The organism is Micromonospora sp. NPDC004551 (genome assembly GCF_040609975.1).
Taxonomy (GTDB): Bacteria; Actinomycetota; Actinomycetes; order Mycobacteriales; family Micromonosporaceae; genus Micromonospora.
The window spans coordinates 22,841-39,621 of record NZ_JBEXLM010000008.1; the positions used below are offsets into that span (position 1 = coordinate 22,841).

The 16,781-nt window shown below is 76.2% G+C and carries 10 protein-coding genes; 5 read left to right on the forward strand and 5 right to left on the reverse strand.

The genetic code is table 11. The features are described from left to right. Positions 1-39 precede the first annotated feature (39 nt). Positions 40-891 (forward strand): PspA/IM30 family protein, encoded by an 852-nt coding sequence (locus tag ABZW14_RS12165; RefSeq protein WP_355344001.1) that lies wholly within the window; start codon positions 40-42, stop codon positions 889-891. Between the two features lie 16 nt (positions 892-907). After that, entirely contained in the window at positions 908-1,687 is a 780-nt protein-coding gene (locus ABZW14_RS12170) for a hypothetical protein (protein WP_355344004.1), read from the forward strand. 79 nt (positions 1,688-1,766) lie between these two features. Here the strand turns inward: ABZW14_RS12170 and ABZW14_RS12175 are convergent, their stop codons facing one another. The 5 genes from ABZW14_RS12175 to ABZW14_RS12195 all read right to left on the reverse strand — a co-directional run bounded on the left by ABZW14_RS12175 (position 1,767) and on the right by ABZW14_RS12195 (position 12,781). Beyond that, entirely contained in the window at positions 1,767-5,405 is a 3,639-nt protein-coding gene (locus tag ABZW14_RS12175; RefSeq protein ID WP_355344007.1) for a multicopper oxidase domain-containing protein, read from the reverse strand. A 181-nt stretch (positions 5,406-5,586) separates the two neighbouring features. Further along, positions 5,587-6,537 carry a zinc finger domain-containing protein gene (locus tag ABZW14_RS12180; protein ID WP_355344010.1) on the reverse strand — a complete coding sequence of 317 codons (951 nt, stop codon included), beginning with the start codon at positions 6,535-6,537 and terminating at the stop codon, positions 5,587-5,589. A 37-nt stretch (positions 6,538-6,574) separates the two neighbouring features. Beyond that, entirely contained in the window at positions 6,575-7,369 is a 795-nt protein-coding gene (locus ABZW14_RS12185; protein ID WP_355344013.1) for an SAM-dependent chlorinase/fluorinase, read from the reverse strand. Then, positions 7,366-7,872, reverse strand: a complete 507-nt coding sequence (locus ABZW14_RS12190; RefSeq protein WP_355344016.1) for a GNAT family N-acetyltransferase — start codon at positions 7,870-7,872, stop codon at positions 7,366-7,368. The genes ABZW14_RS12185 and ABZW14_RS12190 overlap by 4 nt, the downstream gene beginning before the upstream one ends. 124 nt (positions 7,873-7,996) lie before the next feature. Further along, positions 7,997-12,781 (reverse strand): DEAD/DEAH box helicase, encoded by a 4,785-nt coding sequence (locus ABZW14_RS12195; protein WP_355344505.1) that lies wholly within the window; start codon positions 12,779-12,781, stop codon positions 7,997-7,999. A 170-nt stretch (positions 12,782-12,951) separates the two neighbouring features. On the opposite strand from ABZW14_RS12195, the gene ABZW14_RS12200 reads away from it, so the two are divergent. The 3 genes from ABZW14_RS12200 (at position 12,952) to ABZW14_RS12210 (ending at position 16,756) form a co-directional block, all read left to right on the forward strand. Continuing rightward, positions 12,952-13,320 (forward strand): hypothetical protein, encoded by a 369-nt coding sequence (locus ABZW14_RS12200; RefSeq protein ID WP_355344019.1) that lies wholly within the window; start codon positions 12,952-12,954, stop codon positions 13,318-13,320. Positions 13,321-13,442: 122 nt separating this feature from the next. Continuing rightward, positions 13,443-16,277 carry a Na+/H+ antiporter subunit A gene (locus tag ABZW14_RS12205; RefSeq protein WP_355344022.1) on the forward strand — a complete coding sequence of 945 codons (2,835 nt, stop codon included), beginning with the start codon at positions 13,443-13,445 and terminating at the stop codon, positions 16,275-16,277. Then, entirely contained in the window at positions 16,274-16,756 is a 483-nt protein-coding gene (locus ABZW14_RS12210) for a Na(+)/H(+) antiporter subunit C (protein WP_355344025.1), read from the forward strand. Before ABZW14_RS12205 ends, ABZW14_RS12210 begins: the two co-directional genes overlap by 4 nt. The last annotated feature ends 25 nt before the right edge of the window (positions 16,757-16,781 follow it).

The following is a 16,781-nucleotide window of genomic DNA, read 5'->3' on the forward strand; positions in this document are numbered from 1 at the left end:
GCCGAGGCGACGCGACGCTACTGAGGGGACAAGGCGGAGATGGCGAACCCGTTCGTCAAGGGTTGGAAATACCTGATGGCGCTCTTCGGCGCGAAGATCGACGAGCACGCCGATCCGAAGGTGCAGATCCAGCAGGCCATCGAGGAGGCCCAGCGGCAGCACCAGGCGCTGGTCCAGCAGGCGGCCGCCGTGATCGGCAACCAGCGCCAGCTGGAGATGAAGCTGTCCCGGCAGATGACCGAGGTCGAGCAGCTGCAGGCCAACGCCCGGCAGGCCCTGGTGCTGGCCGACCAGGCCCGGGGTCGCGGTGACGAGACCGAGGCGGGCCGCTACGAGCAGTCCGCCCAGCTGCTCGCCAGCCAGCTGGTCTCCGCCGAGCAGGCGATGGAGGACCTCAAGACCCTGCACGACCAGGCGCTCGGCGCGGCCGCGCAGGCCCGCAAGGCGGTCGAGAACAACTCGATGATCCTCCAGCAGAAGCTGGCCGAGCGCACCAAGCTGCTCAGCCAGCTCGAACAGGCCAAGATGCAGGAGACGGTGGCCCGCTCGCTGGAGTCGATGTCGGCGCTCACCGCACCCGGCACCACCCCGTCGCTCAACGAGGTCCGCGACCGGATCGAGCGCCGCTACGCCGACGCGATGGGCCGGGCCGAACTGGCCGGCAACTCGGTCGAGGGCCGGATGCTGGAGATCCAGAAGGCGACCCTCGACTCCGCCGGGTCGGCGAGGCTGGAGCAGATCCGGTCGAGCATGGCCGGCGAGCAGCTCGGCGGCCGGCAGGAGCGCCCCGGGGTGGGGCAGCCCGCCGACCCGGCGGCCGCCGCCCGGCTCGACGAGATCCGGGCCACCATGAGCCGGGAGCGCGGCACCGGGGAGAGCACCACGAGCTAGGGGACGGGGGAGTCCGATGGTCGACGAGCGGGAGCGGCACTTCCGCCGGCTGCGCAGGTTGCGCCGGTCCGCGCGGCGCTGGAGCGTCCTGGCCGGTGGGCTGGGCGGCGCCGCCGCGGTGCTCACCCCGTACGCGGGGCTGGGCCTGCCCGACGCGGTCTGGGCCGGCGCCGCCGGCAGCGCGATCGCCTTCGCCGCCTGGCGCTGGGTCGACCTGCGGGCCCTCGCCGCCGTACCGGCCCCGCCCGCCCTCGACCCGGCCGAGGCGGCGGCCCGCTCCCGCGCCCGGCTGGTCGCCGCCGTCGAGCGGCTGCCCGTGGGCCCCGGTGTTCTCGCCGAGGTACGCCGGGTCCGCTCCCGCCTCGCGCTGCGCGGCACCACGGCCGCCGACGCCTGGGCTCGGCTGGACCGGGCCGCGCTGACCCTGGCCGGGCTGGCCGGCCGGCTCACCGGGCTGGCCGAGCCGGCTGTCCGTGAGGCGGCCGAGGCCGACCGCTCCCTGCGCGACCTCGCCAACCGGGTGGCCGGCGTGGAACGTGCGCTGAAGCTCGCGCCCGCCGAGGCGCGCGGCTCGCTCGGCGAGGCCCACGCCACCCTCGTCGGTCAGCTGGAGAGTGGGGTGGCCGCGTACGAGCGGCTGGTGGTGGCCGCCGCCGGCTACGTCGCCGAGGACGCCCACCCGAGCACCCAGGACCCGTCGGCCGCCCGCCTCACCGAGGCCACCGACCTGCTGCACGGCGTCGCGTCCGCCCTGGCCGAACTCCGCACCACCCACACCCCCCTCCGCACCCCGTAACCCGCCGCGCCGCCCTCAGGCCGCGTTGATCAAGAAGTTTGCGTCAGGATCGGCGCGATTCCTGACGCAAACCTCTTAATCAACGAGGGCCTGGGACGGGTGGTCGGTCAGGTGGGGTCGTCACCTGGGTGGGGGTGGTCCAGGCGGACGTTCCCACCACGTTCGTCGAGCGGATGCGGTAGTGGTACGTCACGCCCCGGGCCAGGCCCGTGTTGGTGAAGCCGCGGCCCGTCACGCTGAACGTGGCCACGTCCTGCGTGAAGGTGGCGTCGGTGGAGCGCTGCACCACGAAGCCGGCGCCCGTCCCCGTCGGCGTGCTGGCCGACCAGCTCAGGATCACCGTGGCGGTGTCCGGTGCGGGCGCGGTGGCGGTGGCGAGCACCCCGGTCGGCACCCCGGGCCGGGGCGGCGTGGTCACCGTGGCCACCGTCGACCAGGGTGACGCCGCGCCCAGATACGTCGTGCGTACCCGGAAGTAGTAGGTGGTGTCCGGGGCGACCGCCGGGTCGAGGTGGGTCTCGCCCACGGCGATGGCCGTGGTCCCGGGTCCGCTCGTGAACGTCGGGTTGGTGGCCCGCTGCACGTCCACGCCCGTGGCGAAGGAGCGGTTCGCCCAGCGCAGGGCGACCCGCAGCGGCGCGGCCGGCGGCACCACGGCGGCCAGCTTCGCCGGAGCGGAGAGCTGCACCGCCGCAGGGATGCTGTTCGACCAGGCCGAGCAGCTCACCGCGTTCTCGGCGCGGATCCGGTAGTGGTAGGTGACCCCCGGGGTGACGGTCGCGTCGGTGTACCGGGTGGCGGTGGCGGCCACGGTGATCTCGGTGAGGCCGGCCGTGAAGGAGGCGTCGGTGGCCCGTTGCAGCCGGTGGCTGGTGGCCGGGGGCCGGCTGCCGTTTCCGGTCCAGGCCAGCGCGATGGCGGGCAGCGCGGTGGCCGAGCCGGGCGCCGGGGTGGCGGTCAGCCCGGTCGGCGCCTTGGGCGCGACCCGCAGCACCAGCGGCCGGCTCATGCCCTGGTCGCGCAGTCCCGCCGAGCGGGTCTGCCAGCGGTACTCCCAGCCCAGGTTCACCAGTTGGTTGACCACGGCGGCGGGCCGCCCGTCGACCGGGCTGAGCGGGCTGGCGTCCAGCCGGGCGCCGGCCGGCCGGGACGGGTCGAGCAGCCGTACGCTGTCGCCGATCTTGAACGGCAGGCTGGGCGGGACCGGGCGCAGGGCCACGATCACGTCCTCCCGGGGGTTGACCCGGACGGTGTCCTTCCAGCCCAGCTCGTTGGCGTCCGGTGGGCGGACCGTGCCGTCCCAGCCGACCCGGTTGACCAGTTGCACGTCGCAGCCCTCGATGTGCACCGGGTGGGTGCGCGGCGCGTCGCCGACGATCCGCCACAGCTGGGTGCCGTCGGCCGGTGCGCCCACCGGCACGGTCGGGTCGGTCGCGGAGAGCACCTCGGTGGCCGGGTCCACCGGACCGAGCGGCAGGGTCGCCGGGCTGCGCTGCCCGGCGTTCGGGTGGCCGACCCCGAGCCGCCCCACCGCCCGGCCGTGCCGGGGCTCGAAGACCTGCCCGACCGACTTGACGGCCAGCGGCAGGGTGACCGGCGCGGCCGCGCCCACCGGGGTGAAGGTCACCGAGGTGGCGCGCGCCGGCACCAGCGTGGCGCCGGGCGTGCGGGTGCCGAAGGCCGCGTCGTAGGCCGGTTGCGGCACGATCGGCGGTCGCTGGCTCTCCGCGTACGCGCCGGGCAGCCGGGCGGCGAGCCGGTCCCGGTCGTACGGCGCGGCCGGGGTGCCGGTCACCCGGATCTGGAGCAGGGTACGCGTGTTCGGGCCGTAGCCGGGGCGAGTAACGGGGAGGCCACCGGTGGCGCTGCGGTCCGGCGCGCCGGTGTGCTGGTCGTAGCGCGGGTCGAACCGCGGCAGCGGGGCCGGGCAGTCGTTGTAGAGGATCAGCGTGCTGCCCGGCGGGACGGTTGCGAAGTCCACCACCACGTCGGCCCGCTCGCCGGGGGCGAGCAGCAGGGTGTGCCCGTCCACGTTGAGCACGGTGGGGTCCTGGCGGTCGTACCGGTAGCCGATCGGACGGTTGGGCAGCACCACGGGGGCTGGCAGCAGGCCGCCCTCGTTGCCGATCTGGATCAGCTCCGGCCCGGCGGCGGCCGGGTCGGGCACCCCGCCCTCGCGCCCGTCCACCGGCCAGTGCGCCGGTCGCCCGGGCGCCCGGGCCGCCTCGACCATCGGCACCTCGCCGGCGCGCGCGTCGCCCGCCGCGCCGGTGTCGGTCCACATCGGCCGGTCGGAACCGGCCCGGTAGAGCTGGAGGTTGAGCGTGCGGTCCGGGCAGGCGTTGAGGATCCGGAACCGGTACGCCCGCGGCGCGACCTCCAGGTACGGGTAGGCCACACCGTTGACCAACGGCGTGTCCCCGTACGCCTCGGGCACGGCCGACGGGTGCGGCACGCCCGGCGCGAGTGGCGGCTCGTCCGGCTCGGCGACGGGGTCGTGGTGCGGGTTCGGCACCGGGGCGACCCAGGGGCTGGCCCCACCGTCCGGGTCGTGCGTCCACGGGCCGTAGTCCCAGCGGCCGGTCGGGTTGCCGCCGGTGGTCCGGTACGGGTTCTGCCGAGGCTGGTAGACGTGCGGGTGCCAGAGACTGCCCTTCGCGCCCCAGCGGTCCCGGTCCCAGGTGGGATCCTGCGCGGCGAGCTGGGCGTCGTCCGGCACGAAGGTCTTGTCCTCGATCACCAGGGGGAGCTGGTCGGCGGGCAGCACCCCGTCGTCGACCAGCCGCTCCTCGGCCGGATCGGTGAGCAGGTAGAGCGCGAGCTGGCCGGCATAGACGGTGAGCCGGGACAGGCCGAGGGTGTTGTCGTGCAGCCACAGGAGCCGGCCGCTCTGCTCGTTGGGGAAGTAGAGCGTGGTGGCGCCGGTGCCGGGCGGCGGCATGTCCGGCACCGGGGTCACCCCCACCCCCGTGGGGTACGGCGTGATCTCGCCGGCCGGGGTGACCCACTGCCACGGGTTGCCGGCGCTGATCCACGCGGTCTGCGCCCCGGACAGGTGCGGCACCGCCCGGTTCTGCGGGTAGGGCGCGGGCCCGTCCAGCGGGCCGACCCCGGCCCCGTCGACCGTCTCGTCGACCGGCAGGAACAGTTCGCCGGCCTGGCCGGTGGGCAGCTGGTTGATGAACTTGATCCGCACCGGCCGGCCGCGCCGGGCCACGATCATCGGGCCGAGGTGCCAGGGCCGGTCGGGCGGCGCGACCGTGTTGTGGCCGGCCGCGTCGGTGCCCAGGTTGAGCTGGCGGTAGCCGCGCAGCCGGGTGGCGGGCAGGTCGCGGTGCAGGCGCTGCGCGTACTCCTGGAGGCCGATCTCGTAGTAGTCGCAGCCCGGCCACGTGATCGTGTCGGGGACCGCGACCGGCAGGCGGGCGCCGAGCCCGGCGGTGGCCGGCGGGCCGGGCACCGGCAACGGGTCGACGAACTTGCGGATGCCGGTGCCGGGCAGCGGCCGGCCGTCGGCGTCGAGCGCGGGCAGCGGGCTGGCGGCGAAGTTCGGCACCGGGCCGAAGCAGCGCGGCACGGCGGCCGGGTCGAGGCTGGCCGGGGCGGGGCCGGTCTCCTCGTCGGCGGTGCGGGCGGCGGGCACGGTCGGCGCGTGGTCCTCGGCGGTCCGGGCGAACCGGTCCGCCCATCCCGGCCGGAGTCTGCGGAACAGCACCATGGCTCTCCCCGGGTTCGGGGCGCGCCTGCCGTCACCCCGACGTGGCGGGCGTACGCGCTGCTGACAAGCGGTGAGCACTCCACCGCAGCATGCGACGCGGAAGGTGGGGGAGGGAACTGCCCAATCGTCCCTATCTCGGGCGATCTTGGGTATTTCGTGGAAGTTCCACGCGCCGTCCCGCTCAGCGGTCCGGCTGGCAGGCCGGGCACCAGTACGTGACCCGCTCGCCCAGCTCCTCCTTGCGGATCGCCGTCCCGCAGCGCCGGCACGGCTGGGCCCGGCGGCCGTAGACGTAGCTGGTCTGGCCCCGGTGCAGCGAACCGGTGGTGCTCTGCGTCCACCGGCCCCGGTTGGCGGCGAGCAGACGCTGGGCGAGAGCGACCGTGCCCGGCAGGTCGGGCACGGCACGGACCGGCGTCCACGGGGAGACCCCGCGCAGGAACAGCACCTCGCACTTGTAGAGGTTGCCCACCCCGGCCAGGTTGCGCTGGTCCAGCAGCGCCTCGCCGATGGTCTCGTCCGGGTGGGCGGACAGCCGGCGCACCGCCTCGTCCGGGTCCCAGTCGGGCCCGAGCAGGTCCGGGCCGAGGTGGCCGACCAGCGACTCCTCCTCGGCGGTCGGGATCAGGGCCAGTTCGTGCAGGTGATAGCCGACCGCGACCGCGCCGGGGGAGCGGAGCACCACCCGGATGAGGTGCGCGGGCCGGGCCGACCATCGCTCGCCCGGGGCGTACGCCCGCCAGACGCCGTCCATCCGCAGGTGCGAGTGCAGCGTCCAGTCCCGCCCGCCGCCGTCCGTCGCACCGGCCGGCGGCGCGGCGGTCTCGCGTTGCGCGGCGTCGGTCCGTCCGGCGGCGGGGCCGGTCGCTGTGGGCGTGGCCCGGGCGGCGGCGTCGGTCCGTCCGGTGGCGGGGCCGGTCGGTGTGGGTGTGGCCCGCGCGGTGACGTCGGGCGGTGCGGCGAGCCGGAGCAGCAGGTGCTTGCCCCGGCTGGCCGACTCGCGCACCGTCCAGCCGGTCAGGTCGGTCGCGGCGAGCTGCGGCACGCGGAAGTCGGAGCCGGTGAGCCGGGCGCCGGCCAGCGCGCGCTGGAGGACGCGGGCGGTGTTCCAGACGGTGTCGCCTTCGGGCACGCCTCCATCCTCCCTCGGCCGGCCGGATGCGCACGGCTCAGCCGCCGGTCACCGTCACCACGTCGCCAGGTCGCACACCGAGCCGGTCGACCGCGCGGCCGGTGTTGACGGCCAGCGCCACCAGCCCGGCCGAGTCCACGTACGCGACGAGCCCGCCCGCCGGGGCGTCGCCGAACGTACGCCCCCGCACCGCCGCCCGGCCGGCCACCCGCAGCCGCTCCGGCAGCCCGGCCAGCAGCGCGCCGGGTGCGGCGAGCTGGACGTTGCCGAAGTGATCGACGGTCAGAACCTCGGCGGTGAAGCCCGCGTCCTCGGTGCGAACCACTGGCGCCGGCAGCCGGACGAGCGTCTCCGGGTCCACGGCCGGGCCCGCCTCGCGGACCGGGGCGCCGAGCGCCAGCCGCGCGGCGACCGGGGCGAACACGTCCCGCCCGTGGAAGGTGCGGGAGACCGCTGGAGCCAGCCAGGCCGGATTGGTCAGCTCCACCGCGCCGGTGATCCCGCCGAGCGCCTCGGCGGCGTCCGGCAGCAGCCCGTTGTCCGGACCCACCAGCAGCCCGCCGGGGGTGGCCAGGGCGATGCCGCGCCGGGCCGTGCCGACGCCCGGGTCGACCACGGCCACGTGCACCCCCACCGGCAGGTACGGCACGGTCTGGGCGAGCACCGCCGCGCCCCGGCGTACGTCGGCCGGCGGCACCAGATGGGTCACGTCGATCACCCGGGCGGCCGGGGCGAGCCGGGCGAGCACCCCGTGGCAGGCCGCCACGAACCCGTCGGTAAGGCCGTAGTCAGTGGTCAGCGAGATCCAGGCCGTTCCGTCGGGGCCGGTCACGGCCGAACCTCCGGCCCGGTGAGCCGCCGCTCCAGCCGGAGTTCGTCGTGGAGCGGGATGTCGTCCTCGCCCAGGTGCGGGATGGTGGGCTTGACCGCCCGGGCCCGGTCCACCGCGCCCGGGTCCACCGCCACGATCCGCAGCCCCCGGCGCTGATAGAAGCGGAGCGCCCGGAGGTTGTCGTTGGTGGTGACCAGCCAGAGCCGGTCCGCCCCGGCGGCCGTGGCGACCGCCTCGGCGGCGGCCAGGAGGGCGCTCCCGGCGCCGCTGCCCGGTGCCGTGGCGGCCAGGCTGACCACCTCCAGCCCGCCGCCGGCGAGCCGGTGCACCAGCGCCCCGGCGAACCCGCCCGCCCCGTCCACGGCCACCAGGGCGGGCAGCTCCCGGAGGTCGTAGCGGGTGTCGTGCACCACCACGTACGGGCCGCCCCACTCGCGCTCGTGCAGGGCCGCGAGATCGGCGTGGTCGCCGGGCCCGGCCGGTCGTACCTGGATCGAGGCCATCCGTCCCTCCTCGTCGTGTGCGGGCACACCCTAGCGAGCCGGCCCGCCCGACCCTCCCCGTCGGGCCCGGTGCCCCCTCCGAGCCCGCCACTGTCGCCGCTGGGCCGCGCCGGCGAAACGGTGGTCAGCCGCGGAGGCGGAGGCCTCGTGGGGTGGCGCGGAAACCGGCCGCCGTCAGCGCGTCGCGCAGCGGCGAGGAGTGCACCGCCTCGCCGTCGGCGCGTTCGACGGAGATCGCGCCGAGCGCGCCGGAGTGCACCGCGTCGGCGAGCGCCTTGCCGGCCGCGGCCAGCGCGTCGGTGTCGTCGGTGAAGGAGAGGATGGTCCGTCCGCCCCGCTCGACGTAGAGCACCAGGTCGCCGCCGACCAGCACGACCAGCGCACCGGCCTTGCGCCCGGCCCGGTGGCCGGTGGCGGGGGCCGCTCCGTCGCCGGAGTCGACCACCCGGTCCGGCCAGGGCAGGGCCGCGCCGTACGGGTTGGCCGGGTCGGTGGCGGCGAGCACCACGGTGGGGCCGCCCCGGGCCCGGCTGTCGTCGGCGGGGTCGGCGAGGGCGCGGATCCGGTCAACCGCCCCGGGCACGGCGAACTGGGCCGCGCCGAGCCCCTCGACGAAGTAGCCGCGCCGGGCCGCGCCGCGTTCCTCCAGAGCGGAGAGCACCGGGTAGACCGCCGCGAAGCCGCCGGTCACCTGCTCGGCCATGACGGCGCCCCGGGTGACCACGCCGTGCCGTTCGAGGAGCAGGTCGGCGAGGGCGGCGGCCCGGCGGGTGGGGTCGAGGTCGCGCTCGGGCAGCCGGGACCAGCGGCCCGCCACGGTGGGCGGCCCGCCACGGCTGGGCAGCGCCACCCGGCCGGGGCGGCGGTAGCGGGTGCGCGCGGCGGTGGGCCGGGACCGGTGCGCCCCGCCGCCGCCGAGCGCCGCCCGGAGCGGAGCCAGGGTGTCGTTGGTGAGGTGGCCGGCCCAGACCAGGTCCCACACGGCGGCGGTCAGGGCGGTGTCGTCGGTGGAGCCGACCCGGTCGGAGAGGGAGCGGAAGAAGAGCGCCTGCCCGTCGGCGAGCGCGTCGAGCACCGCCTCGTGCAGCGGGGTGAGGGTCAGCGCCTCGTCCGGCGGGGGCAGCAGCAGGGGCGCGACGTCCGCGTACGCGAGCGTGACCCAGCCGTCGCCGCCGGAGATCGCCCCGGATCCGGCCCAGACGACCTCCCCGCTGGCGCAGAGCTCGTCGAGCTGGGCGGGGGAGTAGTCGGCGACCCGGGCGGGCAGCACGAGGCGTTCCAGTGCGGACGCCGGCACGGCCGCTCCCTGCAACTGCTCGACGGTGGCGGCGACCGCCTCGACGCCCCGGGCCGAGGAGCCGACCTGCTGCCAGCGGGGCAGGAACGCGGCGAGCGCCCGGGGCGGCACCGGCTCGATCTCCCGGCGCAGCGCGGCCAGGGAGCGGCGGCGCAGCAGCCGCAGCACCTCGGCGTCGCACCACTGGGTGCCGACGCTGTCCGGGGCGAACTCGCCGGAGACCACCCGCCCGGTGGCGGCCAGGCGGCGCAGCGCCTGCTCGACGACGAACACCCCGAGCCCGAACCGGGCGGCGCAGGTGGCCGCCGCGAACGGGCCGTGGGTGCGGGCGTAGCGGGCGACCAGGTCGCCCAGCGGGTCGGCCACCGGCGTCAGGTACGCCTCGGCGACCCCGACGGGCAGCGCCACGCCGAGCGCGTCGCGCAGCCGGGCGGCGTCCTCGACGACGACCCAGCGGTCCTCGCCGGCGACCCGGACCCGCAGCACCCGCCGGGCCGCCTCCAGCTCGCTCAGCCACCCGGCCGGGACCCCCCGCTCGGCCAGCTCCGCCTCGCTCAGGTCGCCGACGACCCGGAGCAGCTCGACCACGTCCTCCGCGTCGCGGGGGCGGCGCTGCTCGGTGCGCCAGCGCAGTTGCCGTTCGGTCTCGGCGAGCACCGCGGGGTCGAGCAGCTCCCGCAGGTCGACCCGGCCGAGCAGCTCGCCGAGGAGCCCCGAGTCGAGGGCCAGGGCGGCGGCCCGCCGCTCGGCCAGCGGGGCGTCGCCCTCGTAGAGGAACGCGCCCACGTAGCCGAAGAGCAGCGAGCGGGCGAACGGTGACGGGCGCTCGGACTCGACCTCGACCAGGCGGACCTTGCGGGCGCCCAGGTCGCGCATGAGCTGCGCCAGCGCGGGCTGGTCGAAGACGTCCTGGAGGCATTCCCGGGCGGCCTCCAGGGTGACCGGGAAGTCGGCGTACTCGCGGGCCACGTCGAGGAGCTGGGCGGCGCGCTGGCGCTGCTGCCAGAGCGGCTGGCGGCGGCGCGGGTCGCGGCGGGGCAGCAGCAGGGACCGGGCCGCGCACTCGCGGAACCGCGAGGCGAACAGCGCCGAGGTGCCGACGGACTCCTCGACCAGCTGGGCGATCTCGTCGGGGTCGAAGACCACCACGTCGGCGCCGGGCGGCTCGTCGGCGGTGTCGGGCAGCCGGACCACGATGCCGTCGTCGGAGGGCATCACCTGGGCGTCGACCCCGTAGCGCTCAGCGAGCCGGCGCCCGATGGCGAGCGCCCACGGGCCGTTGACCCGCGCGCCGAGCACCGAGTGCACGGCGAGCCGCCAGTCGCCCAGCTCGTCGCGGAACCGCTCGACGACCACCGTGCGGTCGTCGGGCAGCGACCGGGTGGCCTCCTTCTGTTCGCGCAGGTAGGTCATGAGGTTGCCGGCGGCCCAGTCGTCCAGCCCGCCCGCGCGCAGCGCGGCCACGGCGTCGGCGTCGGACTGGCGCAGCAGCGCCCGGACCCGGGCGCCGATGGCCCGGCCCAGCTCGACCGGGCGGCCGAGCTGATCGCCCTTCCAGAACGGCATCCGGGCGGCCTGCCCCGGGGCGGGGGAGACGAGCACGCGATCGGGGGTGATCTCCTCGATCCGCCAGGACGACGAGCCGAGCAGGAAGACGTCGCCCACCCGCGACTCGTAGACCATCTCCTCGTCCAGCTCGCCGACGCGGGCGGCCCGCTCGGCGCCGGCCAGGAAGACCCCGAACAGGCCCCGGTCGGGGATGGTGCCACCGCTGGTGACGGCGAGCCGCTGAGCGCCGGGCCGGCCGGTGAGCACGTCGGCGGCCCGGTCCCAGACCAGCCGGGGCCGCAGCTCGGCGAAGGCGGTCGACGGGTAGCGCCCGGAGAGCATGTCGAGCACCGCGTGCAGCGCCGAGTCGGGCAGCTCGGCGAAGGGCGCGGCCCGGCGGACCAGCACGGCCAGGTCGCCGAGCCGCCACGGCTCCAGGGCCACCATGGCCACGATCTGCTGGGCCAGCACGTCGAGCGGGTTGCGCGGGTAGTGCAGCTCCTCGATGGCGCCCTCGCCCATCCGCTCGGCGACCACCGTGCAGGAGAGCAGGTCCCCGCGGTGCTTCGGGAAGACCACGCCCCGGGAGACCGCGCCGACCTGGTGCCCGGCCCGGCCGACCCGTTGCAGGCCGGCGGCCACGCTCGGTGGGGCCTCGATCTGGACGACCAGGTCGACCGCGCCCATGTCGATGCCCAGCTCCAGGCTGGAGGTGGCGACCACGGCCGGGAGCTGCCCGGACTTGAGCGCCTCCTCGATGTGCTTGCGCTCCTCGCGGGAGACGCTGCCGTGGTGGGCCCGCGCGATCACCGGCGGCGCGCCGGCCGCCGCTCCGGACTGTGCCATCACCTCGGCCGGCTGCCGGGGCGCGCGCAACGGCCCCACCGGCCCGCCGAACGCATCGGCGCCACGCCCCCGCGCCGGGCCGGGCCCGTCCGCGGGATCGCCGTCGCCGGCCGCCGGGCCGAAGCCGGCCCCCGCAGCGCCGTCCGCCGGACCGTCCTCGCCGGCCCCCGGGCCGTGGACGCCCGCCAGCAGCTCGGATACGCCCACCGGCTCCCCGCCCCGGGCCACGCGACCGCCGGCCGGGGTGGCCGCCGCCTCCAGTTCCTCGGCGGCCAGCTCGTTGAGCCGGGCGCAGAGCCGCTCGGCGCTGCGCCGGGAGTTGGTGAAGACGATGGTCGACCGGTGCGACCGGATCAGTGAGAAGACCCGTTCCTCGACGGCCGGCCAGATCGACGCCCGGCGCGGGCCGAGCCCGCCCAGCGCGTCCTCCGGCGGCTCCTGCTCGTCGAGGCGGGTCATGTCCTCCACCGGCACCTGCACGCTGACCTCGATGGTCTTGCTGCTGGGCGGCTGCACCACGTCGACGGGGCGGGCCCCGCCCAGGAAGCGGGCGCACACGTCGATCGGCCGGACGGTGGCGGAGAGCCCGATCCGCTGCGCCGGGGTTTCCAGCAGCGCGTCGAGGCGTTCCAGGGAGAGGGCCAGGTGGGCGCCGCGCTTGGTGCCCGCGACGGCGTGCACCTCGTCGACGATCACCGTGCGGACCCCGCGCAGCGAGTCGCGCGCGGCGGAGGTGAGCAGCAGGAACAGCGACTCGGGTGTGGTGATGAGGATGTCCGGTGGGGTGCGGGCGAAGGCGCGCCGCTCGTCGGCGGGGGTGTCGCCGGTGCGCATGCCCACGGTGATGTCGGGCGGGGTGAGGCCGAGCCGGGTGGCGGCCTGCCGGATGCCGGTGAGCGGGGCGCGCAGGTTGCGTTCCACGTCGACGGCGAGCGCCTTGAGCGGGCTGACGTAGAGCACCCGGCAGCGCTGCCGCGCCTCGGCCGGCGGCGGCTCCTTGGCCAGCCGGTCCAGCGACCAGAGGAACGCCGCCAGGGTCTTGCCGGAGCCGGTCGGAGCGACGACCAGGGCGTTGCGCCCGGCGGCGACCGATCGCCAGGCGCCCTCCTGGGCGGGGGTGGGCGCCGCGAAGGCCGCGGTGAACCACTCGCGGGTCGCCGCGCCGAACTCCGCCAGGACCGCCGCGCCCCGGGTCACCTCGTCCGCCACGCCCTCTATCCTGCCCCGCCCGTGTGACAACCAGTCCACGCCGGACGCTGTTCTGTCCGGGACGGGGCCTTACGCGACGGATGTGGCCTTGAATGCGTTAAGTCTCACTTAACTGCTTGCTTGCACCGCGCAACATAAAGTAACTTCACCCGCAACGCAGCGTGGGGTGGAGGGCTTGGATGACCGTGCAGGGGCGAGGGTCCGGGTCCGGGACCGACGTGCTCATCCGCAAGGTCGACAGTCATCTCGCCGCGCTCCGCACCGGCCTGCACGGCCCCGAGCTGGAGCTGGCCGAGGATCTGGCCCGATGCCTGCGCGAGCTGGTCGTCGCCACCGCCCACTCCAGCGCCGCCGACCGGGGGCTGGTCCGGGCCGCGGTCCACTACTTCGTCCTGCGCCGGGAGAGCCGCGGCAAGCTGCTGCCGGTGCGCTCCCTGGCCGCCGCCCAGCGGGTGGTCAACAAGGCGGTCCGCCAGCTCGGCCGCCCCGACCTGCTCGTCGAGACGCCCCGCCGGGACCGCTCCGTCCCCGACCCCGCCCTGCGCTGACCGCCGCCCCACCGCCGGGCCGGTTTCCGGAAAACCGCCCGGTCGGGCGGGAATGTGGCGTCTGATCGGTCGTGGCCGCAGTGTGCCCGGCCGGCGCGCTGTCACCTCGACCGGGAGTGCGCGTGCTCGTCCTGCTGATCCTGCACCTGGTGGCGGCCCTGTCCGCCCCGCTGCTGGTCCGCCGGTGGGGCCCCCGCGCCTGCCTGGTTCTCGCGCTCGCGCCGGCCGCCACCTTCGGCTGGGCGGTGGCGCACACCGGGGCGGTCCGCGACGGCGGGGCGGTGGTCGAGACGTACCCGTGGGTCCCGGAGCTCAGGCTCGACGTGGCGCTGCGGGTCACCACTCTGTCCTGGCTGATGCTGCTGCTGATCGGAGGCGTCGGCGCGCTGGTGCTGGTCTACTCCGCCCGCTACTTCCACACCGGCTCGGCGGGCCTGGCCCGGTTCGCGGCCGTCCTGGTCGCCTTCGCCGGGGCGATGGCGGGCCTGGTCGTCTCCGACAACCTGCTGCTGCTCTACGTCTTCTGGGAGCTGACCACGGTCTTCTCCTACCTGCTGATCGGGCACAGCACCGAGCGGCGGTCCAGCCGGTGGGCGGCGGCGCAGGCGCTGACCGTCACGACCCTCGGCGGGCTGGCCATGCTGGTCGGCTTCCTGCTGCTCGGCCACCACGCCGGCAGCTACCGCTGGTCGGTCGTCACGGCCGCGCCGCTGCCCGGCGGCGGCTACCTGGTGGTCGCGGTGCTGCTCGTCCTCACCGGCGCCCTCGCGAAGTCCGCGGTCTTCCCCTTCACCTCGTGGCTGCCGGTGGCCATGGCCGCGCCCACCCCGGTCAGCGCCTACCTGCACGCGGCGGCCATGGTCAAGGCCGGGGTGTTCCTCGTCGGGCTGCTCGGCCCGGCGCTCGCCCCGGCCGGTCCGTGGCGGCCGGTCACCGTGGTCGCCGGGCTGGTCACCCTGGTCGCCGGGGGCTGGGCGGCGCTGCGGCAGACCGACCTCAAGCTGCTGCTGGCGTACGGGACGGTCAGCCAGCTCGGCCTGCTCACCGTGGTGCTCGGCGCGGGCACCCCGAAGGCCGCTCTCGCCGGCGTCGCCATGCTGCTGGCGCACGCGCTGTTCAAGGCCGCGCTCTTCCTGGTCGTCGGCATCCTCGACCACAGCGCCGGCAGCCGGGACCTGCGCGACCTGTCCGGCGTGGGCCGGGGCGCACCGGTGCTCGCCACGGTCGCCACGCTGGCCGCCGCCTCGATGGCCGGCGTGCCGCCGCTGTTCGGCTTCGTGGCCAAGGAGGCGGTGCTCGGCGCGTTCACCGGGCGGCCCGTGGTGCTCGCCGTGCTGGTCGTGGGAAGCGCGCTGACCGTCGCGTACAGCATCCGGTTCCTCTGGGGCGCGTTCGCGTCGCGGCCGGGTGTCGAAATGACCGACGTGGAGCCGCCGCCCGCCGCCATGCTCGTACCCCCGGCCCTGCTCGCCGTCGCCGGGCTCGCCGCAGGTCCGGCCGCCGGCCGGCTGGGTGGCCTGCTGCACCCGTACGCCGAGCTGTTCGGCCCGGTCGAGGAGAAACTGGCGCTCTGGCACGGACCGACCGCGGCGCTCGGCCTCTCCGCCCTGGTGCTGGCCGGCGGGGTGGTGCTGCACCTGGCCCGCGGCCCGCTCGCCCCCGCGCTGACCCGGCTGCGCGCGCCGGTCGGCGGCAACCAGGGGTACGAGTGGATCACGCACCGGTTCGACCGGTTCGCCATCGAGGTCACCGGCGCCACCCAGCGCGGCGCCCTGCCGCAGTACCTCGGCACCGTGCTGGTCGTCCTGGTGCTGGTCCCGGGGGGCGCCATGCTGGCCACCCGGCCGTGGCGCACCGGGATCGCCGTGTGGGACAACCCGACCCAGCTCGTGGTCTGCGTGGTCATCGCGGTGGCCGCGCTGCTCGCGGTGGGCGCGCGGCGCCGGCTCACCGCCATGCTGCTGGTGGGCGTCACCGGTTACGGCACCGCCATGATGTTCGTCCTCTACGGCGCGCCCGACGTGGCGCTCACCCAGTTCCTCGTGGAGACCGCCACCATCGCCGTCTTCGTGCTGGTACTGCGCCGGCTGCCGGAACGCTTCTCGGCCCGCCCGTTGCGCCGCAGCCGCTGGGTGCGCCGCGGCATCGGCGTGGCCGCCGGCCTGGTCATGGCCGGCCTGGCGCTGGCCGCGGCCGGCGCGCGGCGGGAGCCGTCGGTCTCGGCGGCGTTCCCCGAGCTGGCCGTGACGCAGGGCTACGGCCGCAACGTGGTCAACGTGACCCTTGTCGACATCCGGGCCTGGGACACCATGGGCGAGATCGCGGTGCTGGTGGTGGCCGCGACCGGGGTTGCCAGCCTCATCTTCGAGCGGTCCCGCACCGGGCCCCGGCCGCGCCGCCCCGGCCCGGTGCGGTCGCGGCGGGACCGGCGGACGGTCTGGCTGCGCGGCGGGGCCACCCTGCACGAGCGCCGCCGCTCGATCGTCTTCGAGGTGGTCACCCGGCTGATCTTCCACACGGTGCTGCTGTTCTCGCTGTTCCTGCTCTTCTCCGGGCACAACTCCCCGGGCGGCGGCTTCTCCGGCGGCCTGGTCGCCGGCCTCGCGCTGACCGTCCGCTACCTGGCCGGCGGCCGGTACGAGCTGGCCGAGTCCGCGCCGGTCGGCGCCGGCACCGTGCTGGGCGCGGGTCTGGCCGTCTCGGTCGGCGGCGGCGCCGTCGGGCTGCTCCTCACCGGGCAGGTGCTGGAGAGCGTCAAGGTCGATCTCTGGCTGCCGCTGGTCGGCCAGTTCCACCTGGTCACGTCGCTCTTCTTCGACATCGGCGTCTACCTCGTCGTGGTCGGGCTCGTGCTGGACATCCTGCGCAGCCTCGGCGCCGAGGTGGACCGGCACGTCGAGGCGGCCGGCGAGCCGGCCCGGGGGCTGGCCGTGCAGCGCGAGGGGGAGAGCCCATGACGCGGGGCGCGCCGGGGCCGACCCTGGTGCTGGTGATCGCCGTCGGGGTGCTCGTCGCCACCGGGGTCACCCTGCTGCTGGAACGGAGCCTGACCCGGATCCTGCTCGGCGTCATCCTGCTCGGCAACGGGGTGAACCTGCTGATCCTGCTCGGCGGCCGGGCCGGGGCCGCGCCGCTGGTCGGCACCGCGCCGGCCGCGGCGATGAGCGACGCGCTGCCGCAGGCCATGGTGCTCACCGCCGTGGTGATCACGTTCGGGCTGACCGCGTTCCTGCTCGCCGTCGCCTACCGGAGCTGGTACCTGTCCGGCGACGACGAGGTGCAGGACGACCTGGAGGACCGGCAGATCGTCCGGCTCGCCGAGCGCAACGAGGTGTCCACGGCGGACCTCGGCGGCGAGGGGCCGGACAACGATCCGGAGCAGGTGGACCCGGAGCCGGCGCTGCGCCGCCTCCGCCGGCGGGGCGAGGACCAGTGAGCGCGAGGAGTGAGCCGGGGTTGCG